Consider the following 17,898-nt stretch of genomic DNA (forward strand, 5'->3'; position numbering starts at 1 on the left):
AGGGCGCGCCGAAGTCGTAGCGTGCGACGTTCAGGGCGGCACGACCGGCCGGCCGTTGCCGGGGTGTACCCGGCCGTACGGGCATGCGCACTTACCGCACTTCTTATGTGGCCTGTTGGTTATCCGAACTATTACGCGGCCACTTCATTGAATTCGCTATCGCTCGATTCCGCCGCGAGCAGATTCAGCGCAACCAGAATCGCCGCGCGATTGTCGACGTCGATCTCGATGCCGAGCGCGTCGGTGAGCCAGCGGCCGAGCTTGGTGTTGGAAAATTCCTCGGCGCCGGCCGTCTTTTTCGTGGTGACGCCGAGTTTGACGGCGCGATAGTGATAGGAGGGCACCCGATGCTGAGCCGCGACCGCCGAAAGCCCGCCTTTGCCTTCGGAGCACCAGCCGAGGCTGCCGGCCAGCACGATCCGCTCGGGTTCGTCGAGCCCTTCGATGAACTCGCGCGCCGCGCGCCGCACGCGCTGTTCGTCGAGGCCGTATTGCAGTAGCACGCTTTCCACCGGGTCTTCGAGCGCGTGCGCGTGCAGATCGATTTCCTGCGCGACGCCCTCGGTCTCCATCGACACGTTGCGCTGATGGCACGCGCTGCGCAGGCAGTCGATCAGATAGCGGCGGAAATACGCGCATACCGCGTAGCTGTTGGACGGCGCGCTGTCGGCGCGCGCGTTCGTTTCAGTGTGGCCGGGCGCGAGGCGCAACACCTTCGCGTAGATGAACTGAGCGACCAGTTCTTCCTTGTCCTCGCCAAGCGCCTGCAATTCGAGCGGGTGGTAGGTCCGCAACGCGCGCTTGACCAGTTCGACCATCGACACCATTTCGTCCGCTGAGAGCCGGGTGCGCCTGCGCCACAGATCGGGGAGGATCGCGTCGTCGAGTTGGCGGGCGAACTCGTAGCTCGGGACTGCGCCCATGGAAAACCTCCGTCGGTTGGCAGGGAGCGCGGCGAGCCGCGGCGCGTGGGCCGCGAGTCGAGGGAAGGTGGCTGAAATGCCGCGCTGAAACGTGAATGCAGTATGGTTCGCGGCAAGGCCCTCGCCTATATGGATTAAGTGTTAGCCGATGGGTAAACTGCCCGGGTAAACCTTCTGATGGATTGCTGACGATTCGTCTGAAGAGCGGGCATTCGCCGTAGAATAGACCGCGGGGGCGGCGCGTTCGGTCGCCCGATTCGACCCGCGGTTGCCACGAAGTGCCGGAGCGCCGCCGCTTCGTCAGTGTTTCGTCTCAACGAAGTTGCCATGCCCGCGCGATAAAGCTGCGTGGGATCGGCGTAAGCGCTAAAGCGCTCACGCCGATCGACAGAGGAGACCGCCCCATGCGGGCCGACCCGATCCAGCGTGCCATCGACGAAGACCTCGTGCGCGTGCTCTACGCGCAGGATCCGATCGCGTTCTTTTCGCACTGGTTTTCGATCGCGGTGCTGGTGGCGATCTACTGGCCGCATGTGCCGGCGCCGCCGCTGTTTATCGCGTGTTTCGTTTTTTATGCGCTCGCCAATTGCGCGGGCCTGGCGCTGTGGATTTGCAATCGCCGCTATCCGCAGCTCGTCTCGCCGCGCGACTGGATCTATCTGCACGCGCTGCGCGGCGTGCTCCTCTATAGCGGGCCGGGGTTCGCGGTGTGGTTCGCGTTCCAGAGTCCGCAAACCGATCTGCCGTTATTGCATACCGTACTGCTGGTGACGCTCGCGGCCGGCGTGTTCATGTCGAATGGGTTCGATCTCCTCAATTTTTCGACGTCGATTCCGTTTCTGCTGCTGCCGTCGATCGTGCTGCATTTCGGCTCGCATACGTTCGATCGCACGATTCTCGCGATCGTGCTCGCGTTCTTCTTCTGCGCGATCAACGTCTACGCGATGAGCTATCGCAAGCTGTTTCGCCAGGTCGTGCAGGCGCGTGTCGATCAGCAATACCTCGCGGAATCGCTGGCCGCGCAAAAGCGCGTCGCCGAAGAAGCGAGCCTCGCGAAGACGCGCTTTTTCGCGGCGGCAAGCCACGATCTGCGTCAGCCGCTACATGCGATCGGCCTGCTCGCGGCATCTCTGAACGATCCGGCGGCGACGCCCGCGCAGCACGCGAAGACGGCCGGGCACATCGTCTATAACGTCGAGGCGCTCAATCAGCTGTTCAACCAGGTGCTCGATCTGGCCCGGCTCGAAAGCGGCGTGACCCAGGTGATCCGGTTGCACTTCCGGCTCTCCGAGCTGTTCGACCGGGTCGGTAGCCAGTATCGTCCGCAGGCCGCGGCGAAGGGGCTCGCGCTGCGCATCGCGCCTACGACGATGGTCGTCTACGACGATCCGGTGCTGCTCGAACGCGTGTTGAGCAATCTGCTGTCGAACGCGGTGCGTTATACGGAGCAAGGCGCGATCTGGCTCGGCTTCCGGCGCGCGGGGCGACAGAAGGGCGGCTATATCGAGGTGCGCGATTCGGGCGTCGGCATGGCGCCGCAAGAGCACGAGCGCATTTTCGAGGAGTTTTACCAGGTCGAGAATCCGCAGCGCGACGCGCGTCAGGGGCATGGGCTCGGGCTGCCGACCGTCAGGCGGCTCGTCGGCCTGCTCGGCGGCGAGTTGCAACTGCGCTCGGCGCCGGGGCGCGGCTCGGTGTTCCGCTTTGCGGTGCAGGCGGGTGACGCGAGCGGCATCGTCGCGAGTCTGAACGATTCGGTCGCGGGCGGCCCGGCCGCGCAGGGGCGGCGCGTGCTGTGCATCGACGACGAGCCGTCGATACTCGAAGGCCTCGCGAGTCTGCTCGAGCGCTGGGGCTGCGACGTGCGCGGCGCGCGCGACGAAGCCGGCGCGCTCGCCGCGCTCGCGGACGGCTTCGTGCCCGACGCGGTGCTGTGCGACTACCAGCTCGCCAATCACCGCACCGGCGCGCAGGCGCTGAGCGCGATACGGGGCGTGCTTGCGCGGGAGGGGCACGGCAATGTGGTGACGCTGCTGATCACCGGCGATATGGCGTCGGCGGAGCTGACGGCGCTCGCGTTGCAGGGGATTCCGGTGCTGCACAAGCCGGTGACGCCGGCGCGGTTGCGACGCACGCTGGAAATGCTGTGGCAGCAGGCGGAGCTCGATCAGGGGCGGCCGGCGGGTGCGGTGGTGTTGGGGGGCGGAGCGGCGGACGACCCAGCGCCGCCGCCCGCCGCGGCCGGCTCGCCGCAAGCTGAAGCGGGCTCAGGGGCGCAAAGCGAAACGCAGCCTTAGAGGCGGGAAGCAAAGACGGGTTGGGCTTGCGGCGCAGCACAAAGCGCTACAACGTCTTCCCGGCCTCCAGCCATCCATTGATTACGGCGATCGCCGTCGACCGGTTATGCACACCGAGCGCCCGAAAGATTACCGATAGATGCACCTTCACCGTGCCTTCGGCGACGCCGAGATCGCGCGCGATCATCTTGTTGGTCCAGCCGCGATGCACGAGCCGCATGATGTCCTGCTGACGTGGTGACAGGTTCTCCAGCAGATGCTGCTGATGCGGCTGCAGCGACGGTACCTGCGTGACCGGTTCGATCTGGGAGACGGTGCCGGGGCCCGGCCCGCGGACGGCTTGCGCGGCGGCGCTCGGGGCCGGCACACGTGCCGATCCATCAGCATCGGCGCCCGCGCAGCTGGCCGCCTGCGTCTCGCGCGAGCCGAGCAGACTCAGCGCCTCCATCGGCACATAGGCACCGCCGGACAGCACCAGCTCGATCGCCTTCAGCATCACGCTGGCGGGCTGGCGCTTGGGCACGAAGCCGAGCGCGCCGGCCGCGAGCACCGCGCGCATCTCGTTGGGCGATTCCTCTGCGGACAGCACCACGACCGGCAGCGCCGGATTCGCCTTCAGCAGCGTTTCGAGCGAGCTCGCGCCGCTCATGCCCGGCATATGCAGATCGACGATCGCCAGATCGTGATTCGCGTCGGGTCGCGCGGCGGTCGCAAGGGTTTCCCAACTGTCGGCTTCGTCGAACTGGGCGTCGGGATCGAAGCCGCGCAGCATGCCTTTGACGCCTTGCCGGATCAGTTCATGGTCGTCGGCTACAAGAAACTTCATGATGTCTCCGCGAGTCGAGCCTGTCCGTTGAGGGCTGCCGCCGTTGCACATGCCGCAGTTGCAGCATGCGCAGTTGCAGTGTGACTAACTGCTGTACTCGTGACACGCACCGCGGTCGTCGCCGAAATCGTTGCCTCGGTTCTCGCCGCGTGGAGTGTCGCACTTACCGCCGCAACCGGCATCGTTCGATGCGCTTCGTGATGTTAAGGCAGGTCTCCCGCGCATAGGTTCCGGCTTGCTACGTAGACGAGCCGCGCGCCCCGTTTTTGAAGCGCTGACGCGCACGATCCGGAAGGTTATGCCCGCCGGATCGACACGGGTTCGGGCGCCGCTATCTGACCGCGAACAGCGTCGCATTCATCAGAAGCTTGAAGGCGAAGCCGAGCGACATCGCCGCGGTCACGCCGAAGCACCATAGCGCGATGAACCAGAGCCAGCCCGGCAGTTTGCGGCTGGGCGTTGCCGCAGTGGCGGTGGGAGCCGACGCACTGGCATCCCGCGTTTCAGTGATAGTGATGTTGGTCGCCATGACGCACCTTGCCTCGAAAGACCCAGTAACCCATCGCCGTATAGGCGACGATGATCGGCAGGATCACCGCCGCGCCGGCCAGCGTGAACGTCTGGCTCGCGCGTGGCGCGGCGGCTTCCCATAGCGTGATGCTCGACGGAATCGCATACGGCCACAGACTCACGAGCAGCCCGAGATAGCCGAGCAGCACGAGCGCCAGCGCGAGCACGAACGGTGTCTTGTGATGGCGCGCGTGCACCGCGCGATGCATGAAGAACGCGCAGATCGCGACGAGGAACGGCACCGGCAGCAGACGATAGAAGATTCCGTCATGGAACCAGCGTTGTGCGATACCCGCATCCATCAGCGGCGTCCACAGGCTCACGAGCGCGATGAAGCCGAGCAGCACCAGCGTCAGCGGCCAGAGCACGCGATGCAGCCTTCGCTGCAGATCGCCCTCAGTCTTCGCGACGAGCCAGCAGCAGCCGAGCAGCGCGTAGGTCGCGACGAGTCCGAGGCCCGTCAGCAGGCTGAACGGCGTGAGCCAGCCGAACGCGTCGCCGGCATAGGCGCCATCGGCGACCGGAATGCCTTGCAGGAACGCGCCGAGCACGATGCCCTGGAAGAACGCCGCGCCGGCCGAGCCGCCGATGAATGCGAGGTCCCACAGATGCCTCGTGCGACGCGACTTCGCGCGGATCTCGAACGACACGCCGCGAAAGATCAGGCACACGAGCATGAACACGAGCGGCAGATAGAGCGCCGACAACACGGTCGAGTAGACGACCGGAAACACCGCGAACAGCGCGGCGCCGCCGAGCACGAGCCAGGTTTCGTTGCCGTCCCACACTGGCGCGACCGTGTTCATCATCAGGTCGCGTTCCTTTTCGTCGGGGAAGAACGGAAAGACGATGCCGATGCCGAGGTCGAAGCCGTCCAGCACCACGTAGATGAAAAGGCCCAGCGCGATAATCGCGGCCCATACGACGGTTACGTCCATTTTTTCTTTCTCTCGAAGCGTAGGTTAGACGGCGTCGATCATCCGATCGGCGGCGGACAGCGGGCGGCGCGCGGTCTGCGCGGTCATCGGCTGCGGCAGGCCGAGGGACATGTCGTGCGACTTGCCGCCAGGCAGCGCAGGACCGGAGCGCATCAGCTTCAGCATGTAGTAGATGCCGGTGCCGAACACGAGGAAGTAGACGGCCACGAACGTCATCAGTGACAGACCGACCTGCTGCGTGGTCAGCGGCGATACCGCCTGCGACGTGCGCATCACGCCGTACACGACCCACGGTTGACGGCCCGCTTCGGTGGTGACCCAGCCGGCCAGCAGCGTGATGAAGCCGCTCGGCCCCATCGCGACGCACAGCCGCTGGAACCACTTCGCTTCGAACAGGCGCCCGCGCCGGCGCAGCACCCAGGCCGCGATCGACATCGCGATCATCAGCACGCCGAGGCCGGCCATGATGCGGAAGCTCCAGAACACGACGGTCGAATCCGGTCGGTCCTGCGGCGGGAATTCCTTCAGGCCGCGGATTTCGCCGTCCCAGCTATGCGTGAGGATCAGGCTGCCGAGGTGCGGCACCGACACCGCGTAGCGCGTGGTTTCGGCCTTCATGTCGGGGATGCCGAACAGGTTCAGCGCGGTACCGCCCTTTTCGGTATTCCACAAGCCTTCGATTGCTGCGATCTTCGCCGGCTGATATTCGCGCGTGTTCAGGCCATGCTGATCGCCGACGAATGCCTGGATCGGCGTCAGAATCAACAGCAGCCACAGCGCCATCGAGAACATCTTCTTGACGGCGGGATCGCGCCGGCCGCGCAGCAGATGCCACGCGCCGACCGCCGCGACCACCAGCCCCGCCACGATGAACGCCGCGAGCGCCATATGCGCGAGCCGGTAGGGGAACGAAGGATTGAAGATGATCTTGAACCAGTCGAGCGGCACGACGTGACCGTCGACGACCTTGAAGCCCTGCGGCGTCTGCATCCAGCTATTGGACGCGAGAATCCAGAAGGTCGAGATCAGCGTGCCGATCGCGACCATCAGCGTCGCGCCGAAGTGCGCCCGCGGACTCACGCGCTGCCAGCCGAACAGCATGATGCCGAGGAAGCCCGCTTCGAGAAAGAATGCGGTCATCACCTCGTACATCAGCAGCGGACCCGTGATCGGCCCGGCGAAACTCGAGAAGCCCGACCAGTTGGTGCCGAACTGATAGCTCATCACGACGCCCGAGACGACGCCCATGCCGAAGGCCACCGCGAAGATCTTCGACCAGAACAGACAAAGATCTTTGTAGTAGGCCTTGCCGGTTTTCAGCCAACGCCATTCGAGAACGGCGATGAAACTGGCGAGACCGATGCTGAGCGCGGGGAAAACGATGTGAAAAGAAACGGTGAACGCGAATTGAATGCGCGCGAGATCGAATGCCGATAGTGCGGAGTTCATGATCCTGTTGTGCGTGATGGCCGCGTGAACGGACTTACGCGCGTCGACCGATGTCGGTGCGCACTGCGCTGGGCAGATGGCGCAAGAGTAGGGGATCGAAACAAAAAGTGTTGCGATGCGATGTGCGTCAAAAAACCGCCTTGTTTTATGCGAAATACGCTTATCGATGAGCCAAGCCGTTGTTGAGTATCAAGTTTCTTTTGGCGGCCGATACGTGGCCGTGTGTGCCTCGTCGCGTGAGCTGCGTCAATCGACCGCGTTGCAGCAATGCGTTTCGCGCAGCCTTGCGCCGCAAGGTCGCGGGCGGTGTCTGTCGCCAGCCGACAATCGATCCATCCAAACCGACTTCGTCTGTGGGCGTGCTGGTCGGGCGATCTTTTTACTTCTACGATGCACGCTGCCGCGTGGCCGTTTCAGCTTTTTCTCTTCACTTTTTCGTTGCATTATCGGTTCATCATTGGTTTGGTAATCGCTGGGTTTGCGTGAACCGTCTTGCAGCGTATTGGATGGCGTTCAGTGGCGGTGCTATTTCGCGGCGGCTTTTCTCGATAGCCAATTGCCGCGAGGCGATTGCGCGGGCCGTCGTGGCCGCTTTTCGCCGTACCATGTCTTGCCCAGGTATTGCGGCCGTTTCCGTCGTTTCCTTTATTCATTGCCACATTCGCACGGCGTTCTGTCATGCGTCGCGCGCATGCTTCGTGAGCAGCTTCCGCTTCATCCACCTGCCGGCGACGGCAGACTTCATCGACAAGGAGTCAGCAGATGAGCACGATCAGGACGAAAGACGGTACCTCGATTTTCTACAAGGACTGGGGCCATGGTCGCCCGGTCGTGTTTTCGCACGGCTGGCCGCTGACCGCCGATGCGTGGGATGCGCAGATGCTGTTTCTCGGCAGCAAGGGCTTCCGCGTGATCGCGCACGACCGGCGCGGTCACGGCCGCTCGGAGCAGCCGTGGGACGGCAACGAGATGGACACCTACGCCGACGACCTCGCCGCGCTGATCGAACATCTCGATCTGCAGGACGCGACGCTGGTCGGCCATTCGACAGGCGGTGGCGAAGTTGCGCATTACATCGGCCGGCATGGCACGGGGCGCGTCGCGAAGGCCGTGCTGATCGGCGCGGTGCCGCCGCTGATGCTGAAGACCGCCGATAATCCGCTCGGCCTGCCGATCGACGTGTTCGACGGCATCCGCAAGGGCGTCGCGGACGATCGCTCGCAGTTCTTCAAGGATCTGGCCGTGCCGTTCTACGGCTACAACCGGGAGGGCGCGAAGGTGTCGCAGGGCGTGATCGATTCATTCTGGCGCCAGGGCATGGCCGGTTCGATCAAGGGGCTATATGACTGCATCGAGCAGTTCTCCGAAGTCGACTACACCGAAGATCTGAAGAAGATCGACGTGCCGACCCTCGTGCTGCACGGCGACGACGACCAGATCGTGCCGATCGACGCAGCAGGCCGACGCACCGCGGAGATCGTCAAAAACGCAACGCTGAAGGTTTATCCGGGCGGCCAGCACGGCATGTGCACGGTGGAGGCCGACAAGGTCAATGCCGATCTGCTCGAATTCATCGGCGCCTGAGCGAACGTAACGACGTGATCTGTTGAGGACGCGGGCGGCATACGGACGCCGCTCGCGTCGGACGCCCCGCGCCCGCGGGCGTCAGGTAAAGCCACTTCTGGAACAAAAATCCACTTTCAGTTATACGATGTCGCACGAATGCGATGTCCTTATGTCTTTGTTTTTTAAAGGGCTACGAAACTGTCGCGCAGTAACTTAAGGGTAAATGCGGAGTTGAAATCCGCTTGTTCATCGCCGATAGTACGTTATCGTACAACTTGGGTGTGTTATGTGACGCGCACAGCGCGATTCGCCGGCCGCTCAGATCCTCTGTCTGTTCTCTGAAGACCTCGCGCGCGGCGCAGTAAAAGGAACCCCTATGAAGAAGATTGCCCTGAGTGGCGCCGGCGGCCAGCTCGGCTCCGTGGTACGTGCTGAATTCGTCGCGCGCGGCGTGCCGCTGCGCTCGGCCGCGGGCTCCAAAGTACTGACGCCGCTCGTCGACGGCGAAGACGTGATGAACGGCGACCTGCGCGATCCGGCGGTGGTCGACCGTCTGCTGAACGGCGTGGACGTGCTGATCCATTTCGCCGGCACGAGCGTCGAGCGTCCGCTGCCCGAGATCATCGAGAACAACCTGCGCGGCCTCGTCGAAGTCTACGAAGGTGCGCGCCGCAACGGCGTGAAGCGCATCGTGTTCGCGAGCTCGAACCACGCGATCGGCATGTATCCGGTCACCGAGCATCTGAGCCTCGACTGCGAACTGCGCCCAGACGGCTTCTACGGCTTGTCGAAGGTGTGGGGCGAAGCGCTCGCGCGCATGTACTGGGACAAGCACGGCATCGAAAGCGTGTGCGTGCGGATCGGCAGCTGCCTCGAGCGCCCGACCGAGCAGCGCCATCTGAGCACCTGGTTCGGCCACAAGGACCTGATGCATTTCCTCGACCGCTGCATCGAAGCGGAAGACGTCGGCTTCCTGACCATCTGGGGCGTGTCGGCCAATACGCGCAGTTGGTGGGACAACAGCGGCGCCGCGCGTCTCGGCTACGAGCCGAAGCAGAACGCCGAGGACTACGCGCAAGACATCCTGTCGCGCCCGAATCCGCTCGATGAGCTGTGCCAGCGCTACCAGGGCGGTAGCTTCGTCGGCATCGACTATTCGCGCAAGGCTTGAGTCCCGTTCGGCTTGACGGGCAATGCATCACGAGGAGTAGCAGCAATGAAGATCAAGGGTATTCGCTGGTGGATGGTCGCGCTGGTCGCGGCCGGCCTGATCATCAATTACCTGGCGCGTAACACGTTGTCGGTCGCGGCTCCGACGATGATGAAGGAGCTCAACATCACGACCGAGCAGTATTCGCACGTGGTCGTGGCGTGGCAGCTCTGCTATGCGTTCATGCAGCCGGTCGCCGGTTTCGTGCTCGACACAATCGGCACCAAGGCCGGCTTCGCGGTGTTCGCTCTGGTGTGGTCGGTGGCTTGCGCGGCGGCTGCATGGGCGACGGGCTGGCGCAGCCTCGCGGTGTTCCGCGGTATCCTGGGTCTCGCCGAATCGGCCGGTATTCCGGCTGGCGTGAAGGCGACCAGCGAGTGGTTCCCGGCGAAAGAGCGTTCGGTTGCGATCGGCTGGTTCAACATTGGCTCGTCGATTGGCGCGCTGCTTGCGCCGCCGCTCGTCGTGTGGGCACTGTTTCACGGCCGCTGGCAACTCGCGTTCGTGATCGTCGGCGTGGCGGGTATCGTATGGAGCGTGCTGTGGATGATCATCTACAAGCATCCGCGCAATCAGAAGCTGCTGGCCAACGCGGAGCGCGACTACATTCTGAGCGGCCAGGAAGCGAAGCATCACGATGACATCAACATGCCGAAGCGCAACTGGCGCGCGATGCTGGCGAGCCGCGATTTCTGGGCGATCGGTATTCCGCGAATTCTGTCCGAGCCGGCCTGGCAAACCTTCAACGCGTGGATTCCGTTGTACATGATGACCGAGCGTCACATGAACCTGAAGGAAGTCGCGATGTTCGCGTGGATGCCGTTCCTCGCCGCCGACATCGGCTGCGTGCTCGGCGGTTATCTGAGCCCGCTGTTCCACAAGTACGCGAAGGTGTCGCTGTTCGCGTCGCGCAAGATGGTGTTCGTGGTCGGTGCGCTGTTCATGATCGGGCCGGCGTGCATCGGTCTCGTCGAGAGCCCGTACATGGCGGTGGCGCTGCTGTGCGTCGGCGGCTTCGCGCACCAGACGTTGTCGGGCGCGCTGTACGCGATCACGTCGGACATGTTCGGCAAGCACGAGGTCGCGACCGCGACCGGCATGGGCGGCATGGCCGGCTATCTGGGCGCCGCTGCGTTCACCGCACTGTTCGGCGTGCTCGTTACGCAGATCGGCTACAGCCCGCTGTTCGTCGTGCTGGCGGTATTCGATCTGATTGCCGCGGCCGTGGTCTGCCTGATGGCCAGGAGTTCGGACAAGATGCCGGAGCCGAAGTGGACGTTGCCGGATGCGGTGACGGCGAAGTAATGTGAGGTGCGGTCGGCTCTGGTGGGCCGATCAGGTGAAAGAAGCGGCGCCCGCGAGTGGGCGCCGTTTTTTGTCGGTTTTCGGCCGTTTGCAGGATGGCGGTGTTGCGCCGCGAGCGTTGCAGCCGGCAAGCAGATTAATCGGCGCTGAACAATTCGTTTTGCTACGCGGTCAGGCGATGCGACGAGTATTGCCGCTCTCAGATGAGGCGATGAGGCCGTGTTGACGGAATGTCTAACCGGTTCAACTCTTCGTTTCAGAAGCGCAATAGAGCATCGCAAGAATGAGAGCGCAAAAAACGCTCAGCTTCCTGAGGATCATGCGCAGGTTGCGACCAGCGCCGCACAGCACGGCATGCAGCGCAACGCCTACGGCGCCCTTTAACCAGTTACGCCCGAGCTTGCCGTCGCTCTTCATGTGCCCGATGGCCGGCTCGATAGTGCTGCGCCGCCGGATCATTGCACGCAACGCACGCGTCACGCCGCGACGCAATCCCGGATGCCAGATCTTCATACAATCAATCTCGACACCCCGGTAGCCGCGATCAAAGAAGACCGTCTCGGGCTTCACCTCGCACAGCATGTGGCTTTGTTCAAGCGCTTCGGCCAAGGTATGGCCATCGTAGGGATTGCCCGGCATCGAGCGAATACCGATCACCAGTCCTTCGCGGTGGGTCGTGACGATCGACACCTTGACGTCAAACTCGTACGGCTTGCGCGCCTTGCCCTTCGATATGCATTCGACTTCTGGCGCATGTAACGGGTACAGCTTGTTGCTGTCTTTGGGGCTTTTGCGTGAGGATGCGCTTCGCACGGTGGATCAGCTCGTCCAGTGCAGCGCGAGCAGTTTCACCAACCTGATCCAGTCGCCGCTCAACATCACGCATCACACGTCCCACGCGCGAACGCAACGTGCGCAGTGACTTCTTCATGCGGCGAAACTGCTTCGCATGCGCGTAGCGGCCGTCTGAGCGGCCAGCCGCGGTGCTTCGCGGTTGTAGTTCTGCCTCAGCTTCAGCCCGTGGCGCGCAGCGGCCTTCAACAGGTGCTGCCGGCAACGCTCAAGCAGGCGTGAGTCGGTCGGGTGCGCGATCGCCTTCTCCATGACCGTTGTATCGACAATCACCCGCTTCGCGCTGCTGGGCTTGAGCACGCCCGCCCGTTTGGCCGCCTCGATCGTCTCGGCCAGCAACTCCTCCACGCCAGCTTCACCCAGCCTCGTGCGCCAGCGCGTCAGACTCGAAGGATCAAGAGGCGGCTTCGTCTGCAGGTACGTCTCGCGAGTAAAAACCTGCCAGTTCGGGTTTTCTACCCATTGCCAGATGACCTCTTCATCGGACAAGCCGAAGGCATGCTGCAGGTACCGTAGTCCCGCGATCAGCCGCGTGTCCGTTGCGGGGCGCCTGCGACGCGAGCGAAAGCTTGCGCTCATCACTTCCTGCAAGTGCTCCCACCGAATCAGATCGGCCAGCCTGATCAACGGATGCTTCAGGTTGATCTGCTCACGAAGCGGTTGACGGAAAAAGTCACCTTCGTTCATCGGCGTCTTCGGACCCATCCAGACCTCGACAGAATTTGCAGGAAACAACCATCAATCTGCCAGGTTCCTGCAATTGCATCAACCGCTTTCTGCGTCAAGCCCTTGCTGTACAAGGCACTTCGGTTTGTTCAGGACGGACTATCTTAGTACCAAGATTCTCGTAGCACCTTTGTCGACATCTTTATCCTGCAAGTCCCGAGGTGTCTCCCTTCTCATTATCGAACTGCCACTCAAAAAATGACGGCACCATTTCATGCATTTTTCATAAAATTACTTTGTTTGCGTCGAGATTTTATATGTAAAGCGCATGGGTACAGATAAGAATTTCGAGAGGTGCCGACGTTTTGGTAAATCCGGAATTGTGAATAATCGTTAAATTTTTCTTAACTGATACATAACGCTTGACGAGATCAAAACTTCATACGAAAATAAATCGCGTTATATCTTGCTATATTCGATTAATAAATAAATGCGCCCAATTTTAGTGAAACCTACCGGCGGCACATGTTTAAGGTCTCTGTAGATATTCTGTGTGGTGCGATGACGCAAAGAGATGGGATTTGCTCTTAAGGCGACGGAGAAGAATGTGAATTTTGCAAAGCAGCTTGTGGGTTGTCCCGAGCACTTCGTAGAAAGCAAGTTTTTTCGATCGAATAATCGAGTGGACGCTGGAGGCGAATCCCCAGTGGAATCAGAACTTGATTTAGCAAGTATCTCCACGGCAGGTGTTAATCCCGCGTTTAGTGAGGGCGACGAATTCTGCGATGTTCATCCGTTTAGCGGGTTTGCTGCATTCATGGATTGATCGTGTTGATGGCGCCCGAGAATCGTCGGTTAGGCGGGATAGATATTTTCTTTTGAATTGAATGAACCTGGCACATTTCAATTTAACAGGGCATCGATAAAATCGAAGCGGTCTTTTTGTTGCGTGAAAGCTTGATAAATAACAAGCTCGTTTGCGATAAAATTGAAATATGATGAGTGCACGCCTCTATTATCAAATAGTAAATCTGGAGCAGGCGCATATCGAGGTGCGCGGCGCAGCAAAAGCATATATCGAATCGATTTTTGAGGATGACGATGCAGCGCTGCGGTCCGGTTCTCGCGACACAACAGTTCCCTGCGTGGATGCAAGCGATCTGATCGCGCGGCTGAACGCGCGCGCTGCGCACTGGCAGTCCGATCAACTGGCCCGCCATCCGATCGAGTGCGCGTCTGCTACAGTTCGCTTCGTCTCAGCGCAATATGCGCCAGTGGGACTCGCACCGGGCTGCGTGCTGCAGAACGTGGTGCACGTAGCAAACTGTCATGAGGCGTTGCCTGCGCATGCGCATGCGGCGCACCTGTGGCATGCCGGCGATTTTTCCCTCGCGCGCAATCATGCTTGCCTGTACCGTCAATTGCTCGAACATACCGGCCAGTATCTGCCGACGATCGATTCGCCGATGTTCGCGGAGCAGGCCGAACTGCTGTCGACATCGACGGACCTAGCGGCTTGCTGGCTGGCGTTGTCGCTCAGCCCCGGCGCATATGGTCCTGAAATTCTCGGCGCGGCGCTGTTTGAGTTGCAAGTCCCGATTTCGCCGGTCGTCGACGCATTGCTACGCGTCAGCGACGCCACACGTGGACACCCGTACCTAACGGCGCGGCATGATGCATCGAGGCAGGCCGCGCAACGCCACATCGAGCAGGCGATAGGCCGGATGCTCGGCGAGCCGAGCATCGACTCGTCGGCCGCGGTGGCGCGCATCGAACGCGGACACCGCATGTCGATGGATCTGCAGGGCGCGTGGCACGCCGCAATCGCTCGCCACGTGCGCGAGCGTCTGCTCGATCCGACGGTCGCGATGGTCGAACTGATCCGCCGAAAATCCCGCTTCGCGGTGGGTTACCACAATCGGCTCAAACTCGCGGACCGTCCATTCGACGACTACGTAGTGCAGGATCCCGAGCATTTTGTCCGCGATCTCGCACACTCGCGCTGGATTGTGCGCGGCCATCCCGAACAGAGCCTGTTGCTGACCAAGCTGGTCGCATTTGGCGGCCCGATGTTTCGTGTGTTTTCCGATAAAGAACTTGATGTGATGCGCGCGTGGATCGCATCGCTGCCTGCCGGCGCGTCGGCAGGGCCCTCCACGAATAGCTCGCGAGTTACAACATCAACTCCGTACGCCCAATCTGTGCCGCGCGAGCATCGCGTCGCCGAAAGGGAACCCGTGCGCGCCGCGAGTGGGAAGGTGGGTCCGCGCGAGCTGTATCACCGGCTGCTTAACCACGAGAACAACTCGACAGTATTCGACGATGCCCGAGCATTCGCGGAAACTTGGCTCGCGCGTGCAGCCGGGATCGCCGAATGCGGTCCGGATGCGCTGCCATTCGCGGACTACACGCATGAACGTCTGCGGCATTGGTTCGAGGACCGGGCGCTTCATCAGGCGCAGTCGTATGCAGGCCCCGGACAGGACATCCACAAGCCGCGCGAACAGGTGATCGAGGAGGCCGTACAGCTCTGCCCGATGATCTTTGTCGACGGCGGCTGGGTGCAGCGTTGGACCAACGCCGGGCATGTGGAGACGGGCATCGGCACGTTGCTCTACAAGATCTTTTCTGACGAGATCGGCAACGGCGACACGCAACTGAATCATCCGAATATCTATCGCGACTTGATGCGGCAGATGCGTATCGATCTGCCTGATTTCAGGAGCCGCGCATTCGCAATGAGCGAGCTGTTCAGCGAGGCTGCTTTCGAAGTGCCCGCGTTCTGGCTGTCGATCTCTCAGTTTCCACGCCGCTTTTTGCCGGAAACGCTCGGGCTGAATCTGGCGATGGAGCTGTCGGGCGTCGGAGGCGCGTACCGCACCGCGCGCGACGAACTTCGCCACTACCAGTTCGATACCCGCTTCGTCGATCTGCACAACACGATCGACAACGTTTCCACCGGGCACTCCGCCATGGCACTACAAGCGATCGAACTATATATGGACGCAGCGCTGGCCACGGCCAGCCTGGCAGCATCGAGCACGCAGTGGCGACGTGTATGGACCGGCTTCCGTGCGCTCGCGATTCCGCGACGCAGATGGAAGGAAGTGTTCGCGAAGTCGACGTATACCGTTTGACGATTCACGCGTCGCACATCGAAAAAGGGATCTGAGAGTGAGTTCATATGTCATTGGCGTTTCGTTCGGTTATCACGATAGCGCGGCTGCGATAGTCCGCGACGGCGAGATCATCGCCGCGGCGCAGGAGGAGCGCTTCACGCGGGTCCGGCACGATCCGGGCTTTCCGCTGAATGCGCTGCGCTACTGTCTGCGCGAGGCCGGCGTCACGCTCGCGGATGTCTCGGCGATCTTCTACTACGAGAATCCGGTCAAGAAGCTTGGCCGCATCGTGTCGACCTACTTCGCCTTCGGTCCGCGCGGCTTCGGGTCGTTCATTTCGGACGTGCCGAACTGGATTACCGGCAAGGTGTTCGTCAAACAGCTAATTCGTCGGGAACTGGAGAGGGGCTTTGGGGAGTCCGCGCGTGTACCGGCGGTCCATTACATCGATCACCATGTGTCGCATGCATCTGCGGCGTTCTTCCCCGGTCCGTTCCCGGAAGCAGCCGTGCTGTGCGTGGACGGCGTCGGCGAATGGGCGACCACCAGCGCGTGGGTTGGCGAGCGGAACACACTGCACCCGGTCTGGGAGATCCGCTTTCCTCACTCGCTCGGCCTGTTGTACTCGGCGATGACCTACTTCTGTGGGTTTAAGGTCGATTCGGGCGAATACAAGTTGATGGGACTCGCGCCGTATGGTGAGCCGGTCTACTACGAGACGATCCTTGACAACCTGATCGACCTGAAGCCGGACGGTAGTTTCTGGCTGAACATGAAGTACTTTGACTACGCAGTCGGCAACTGCATGGTCACCGACGAGTTCGCTACGCTATTCGGCGGGCCCCGCCGCGAATCCGAGAGCCGCATCACGAAGCGGGAGTTCGATCTCGCCGCGTCGGTGCAGCGTGTGCTTGAGGAAGCGATGCTGCGCATCGGCCGCACGATACGAAAGCAGACGGGCCAGCGCAATCTGTGTCTTGCGGGTGGCGTCGCGCTGAATTGCGTCGCGAACGGTAGGCTGCTCAAGGCGCAGGTCTTCGACCGAATCTGGGTGCAGCCCGCCGCCGGCGATGCAGGTGGCGCGCTTGGCGCGGCGCTCGCGGGCTGGCACATGCAGATGGGGCATGCTCGTACTCTCGGATCGACGGACCGGATGAAAGCGACGCTGCTCGGCACGTCGTATAGCAATGCGGAGATCGAAGTCGTTCTCAACGGCCACGGTGCGGTGTTCGAGCGGCTCTCCGACGAAGCTCTGCCGGCTCATGTCGCCGGGCTGCTCGCGGAGGGCAATGTGGTCGGTTGGTTTCAGGGCCGCATGGAATTTGGGCCACGTGCACTGGGCGCGCGTTCGATTCTCGGCGATCCGCGCAACCAGGCGATGCAAAGCGTGATGAATCTCAAAATCAAAAACCGCGAGTCGTTCCGTCCGTTCGCGCCGGCCGTGCTCGAGGAACACGCGAAAGAGTGGTTCAGTCTGGACAGCGCGAGCCCGTACATGCTGTTCGTCGTCGATGTCCAGCCCACGCATCGTAAGCCGGTCAGCGCGTCGCAGCAAACGCTGACTGGCATCGATCTGCTTAACTGCGTGCGCTCGTCGATTCCTGCCGTCACGCACGTCGATTTCTCGGCGCGCGTTCAGACGGTGGACAAGGACGCGAATCCGCGCTTCAGGCAGCTTCTCGAAGCGTTCCACCAACAGACGAACTGTCCGGTCCTCGTCAACACGTCGTTCAACGTGCGCGGGGAGCCGATCGTCGAGACGCCGTCGAATGCTTACCTCTGCTTCGTGCGCACACAGATGGATTACCTCGTGGTGGGCAACTACGTGCTGCGCAAGGCCGATCAGCCGGAACTGGTGGAGGAGGGCGACTGGCGCACCGAATTCGCACTCGACTGAACCGGGGCGACGTCGCCCTGTATCCACACACTGTTATTCCTCGAGACATCCATGAAAATGGTCTTCAGATTTGTGTTGCTTGTCGTTCTCACGTTGTCGTTTTTCATCTTCGTCGTTCCGGTCGGAGCATGTGCGCGGCTGGTCTCGGACAAGCTCCGTTTGCGCAAGCACGAACGAGCGTCAACCTACTTTCATCTGTTTCCGACCGCCCGGACGAACGGTGCGCGCCGTCACCAAGGCAGCGTAGAGCAGTTCACGAGCCGCAATTCCTGACATCGAG

At 61.8% G+C, this 17,898-nt stretch carries 14 protein-coding genes and 1 pseudogene; 8 read left to right on the top strand and 7 right to left on the bottom strand.

Translation table 11 applies throughout. The annotated features are described in order from the left end of the window. Positions 1-131 precede the first annotated feature (131 nt). Entirely contained in the window at positions 132-923 is a 792-nt protein-coding gene (locus OKW45_RS05000) for a hypothetical protein (RefSeq protein ID WP_184008402.1), read from the bottom strand. A gap of 404 nt (positions 924-1,327) precedes the next feature. Here OKW45_RS05000 and OKW45_RS05005 point away from each other — a divergent pair, with 404 nt between their 5' ends. After that, positions 1,328-3,220 (top strand): ATP-binding response regulator, encoded by a 1,893-nt coding sequence (locus OKW45_RS05005; RefSeq protein ID WP_429466323.1) that lies wholly within the window; start codon positions 1,328-1,330, stop codon positions 3,218-3,220. Between the two features lie 46 nt (positions 3,221-3,266). Here the strand turns inward: OKW45_RS05005 and OKW45_RS05010 are convergent, their stop codons facing one another. The 4 genes from OKW45_RS05010 to OKW45_RS05025 all read right to left on the bottom strand — a co-directional run bounded on the left by OKW45_RS05010 (position 3,267) and on the right by OKW45_RS05025 (position 7,003). Continuing rightward, positions 3,267-4,046 (bottom strand): response regulator, encoded by a 780-nt coding sequence (locus OKW45_RS05010; RefSeq protein ID WP_429466325.1) that lies wholly within the window; start codon positions 4,044-4,046, stop codon positions 3,267-3,269. Positions 4,047-4,377: 331 nt separating this feature from the next. After that, positions 4,378-4,575, bottom strand: coding sequence for a hypothetical protein (locus tag OKW45_RS05015; RefSeq protein WP_429466327.1), 198 nt, complete (start codon positions 4,573-4,575; stop codon positions 4,378-4,380). Then, a complete protein-coding gene (cydB, locus tag OKW45_RS05020; protein ID WP_429466329.1) occupies positions 4,550-5,554 on the bottom strand; it encodes a cytochrome d ubiquinol oxidase subunit II in 1,005 nt (334 codons plus the stop codon). The genes OKW45_RS05015 and cydB overlap by 26 nt, the downstream gene beginning before the upstream one ends. A gap of 24 nt (positions 5,555-5,578) precedes the next feature. Further along, positions 5,579-7,003, bottom strand: coding sequence for a cytochrome ubiquinol oxidase subunit I (locus OKW45_RS05025; protein WP_018420810.1), 1,425 nt, complete (start codon positions 7,001-7,003; stop codon positions 5,579-5,581). A 762-nt stretch (positions 7,004-7,765) separates the two neighbouring features. Between OKW45_RS05025 and OKW45_RS05030 the strand changes: the two genes are divergently transcribed. The 3 genes from OKW45_RS05030 (at position 7,766) to OKW45_RS05040 (ending at position 11,084) form a co-directional block, all read left to right on the top strand. Further along, the gene (locus OKW45_RS05030; protein ID WP_018420811.1) at positions 7,766-8,587 is read left to right on the top strand and encodes an alpha/beta fold hydrolase; all 822 of its coding nucleotides are present in this window, start codon (positions 7,766-7,768) and stop codon (positions 8,585-8,587) included. 358 nt (positions 8,588-8,945) lie between these two features. Then, a complete protein-coding gene (locus tag OKW45_RS05035; protein ID WP_018420812.1) occupies positions 8,946-9,740 on the top strand; it encodes an NAD-dependent epimerase/dehydratase family protein in 795 nt (264 codons plus the stop codon). Positions 9,741-9,785: 45 nt separating this feature from the next. Further along, positions 9,786-11,084 carry an MFS transporter gene (locus tag OKW45_RS05040; RefSeq protein ID WP_429466331.1) on the top strand — a complete coding sequence of 433 codons (1,299 nt, stop codon included), beginning with the start codon at positions 9,786-9,788 and terminating at the stop codon, positions 11,082-11,084. 243 nt (positions 11,085-11,327) lie between these two features. Here the strand turns inward: OKW45_RS05040 and OKW45_RS05045 are convergent. Further along, positions 11,328-12,641: pseudogene (locus tag OKW45_RS05045) on the bottom strand (IS5 family transposase). Between the two features lie 568 nt (positions 12,642-13,209). Between OKW45_RS05045 and OKW45_RS05050 the strand changes: the two are divergent. Next, entirely contained in the window at positions 13,210-13,428 is a 219-nt protein-coding gene (locus tag OKW45_RS05050; protein WP_429466333.1) for a hypothetical protein, read from the top strand. Positions 13,429-13,505: 77 nt separating this feature from the next. Here OKW45_RS05050 and OKW45_RS05055 read toward each other — a convergent pair whose 3' ends face one another. Next, positions 13,506-13,676, bottom strand: coding sequence for a hypothetical protein (locus OKW45_RS05055; RefSeq protein WP_429466335.1), 171 nt, complete (start codon positions 13,674-13,676; stop codon positions 13,506-13,508). Between the two features lie 71 nt (positions 13,677-13,747). Between OKW45_RS05055 and OKW45_RS05060 the strand changes: the two genes are divergently transcribed. Genes OKW45_RS05060 through OKW45_RS05070 form a run of 3 tightly spaced genes read left to right on the top strand, consistent with a single transcriptional unit; the run spans position 13,748 to position 17,891 of the window. Next, positions 13,748-15,739 carry an iron-containing redox enzyme family protein gene (locus tag OKW45_RS05060; protein WP_429466337.1) on the top strand — a complete coding sequence of 664 codons (1,992 nt, stop codon included), beginning with the start codon at positions 13,748-13,750 and terminating at the stop codon, positions 15,737-15,739. Between the two features lie 37 nt (positions 15,740-15,776). Further along, a complete protein-coding gene (locus tag OKW45_RS05065; RefSeq protein ID WP_429466339.1) occupies positions 15,777-17,618 on the top strand; it encodes a carbamoyltransferase family protein in 1,842 nt (613 codons plus the stop codon). A gap of 51 nt (positions 17,619-17,669) precedes the next feature. Next, the gene (locus OKW45_RS05070) at positions 17,670-17,891 is read left to right on the top strand and encodes a hypothetical protein (protein WP_429466341.1); all 222 of its coding nucleotides are present in this window, start codon (positions 17,670-17,672) and stop codon (positions 17,889-17,891) included. Positions 17,892-17,898: the final 7 nt, after the last annotated feature.

Origin of the sequence: Paraburkholderia lebeckiae (assembly GCF_050436225.1) — a bacterium.
Classification (GTDB): Bacteria; Pseudomonadota; Gammaproteobacteria; order Burkholderiales; family Burkholderiaceae; genus Paraburkholderia; species Paraburkholderia tuberum.

Excerpts from the sequence above, each read along its gene's own strand:
- OKW45_RS05035 (WP_018420812.1), top strand. The coding sequence starts at position 8,946 with ATGAAGAAGATTGCCCTGAGTGGCGCCGGCGGCCAGCTCGGCTCCGTG.
- OKW45_RS05040 (WP_429466331.1), top strand. The coding sequence starts at position 9,786 with ATGAAGATCAAGGGTATTCGCTGGTGGATGGTCGCGCTGGTCGCGGCC.
- OKW45_RS05025 (WP_018420810.1), bottom strand. The coding sequence starts at position 7,003 with ATGAACTCCGCACTATCGGCATTCGATCTCGCGCGCATTCAATTCGCG.
- OKW45_RS05010 (WP_429466325.1), bottom strand. The coding sequence starts at position 4,046 with ATGAAGTTTCTTGTAGCCGACGACCATGAACTGATCCGGCAAGGCGTC.
- OKW45_RS05005 (WP_429466323.1), top strand. The coding sequence starts at position 1,328 with ATGCGGGCCGACCCGATCCAGCGTGCCATCGACGAAGACCTCGTGCGC.
- OKW45_RS05055 (WP_429466335.1), bottom strand. The coding sequence starts at position 13,676 with ATGCTTTTGCTGCGCCGCGCACCTCGATATGCGCCTGCTCCAGATTTA.
- OKW45_RS05070 (WP_429466341.1), top strand. The coding sequence starts at position 17,670 with ATGAAAATGGTCTTCAGATTTGTGTTGCTTGTCGTTCTCACGTTGTCG.
- OKW45_RS05030 (WP_018420811.1), top strand. The coding sequence starts at position 7,766 with ATGAGCACGATCAGGACGAAAGACGGTACCTCGATTTTCTACAAGGAC.
- OKW45_RS05000 (WP_184008402.1), bottom strand. The coding sequence starts at position 923 with ATGGGCGCAGTCCCGAGCTACGAGTTCGCCCGCCAACTCGACGACGCG.
- OKW45_RS05015 (WP_429466327.1), bottom strand. The coding sequence starts at position 4,575 with ATGGCGACCAACATCACTATCACTGAAACGCGGGATGCCAGTGCGTCG.
- cydB (WP_429466329.1), bottom strand. The coding sequence starts at position 5,554 with ATGGACGTAACCGTCGTATGGGCCGCGATTATCGCGCTGGGCCTTTTC.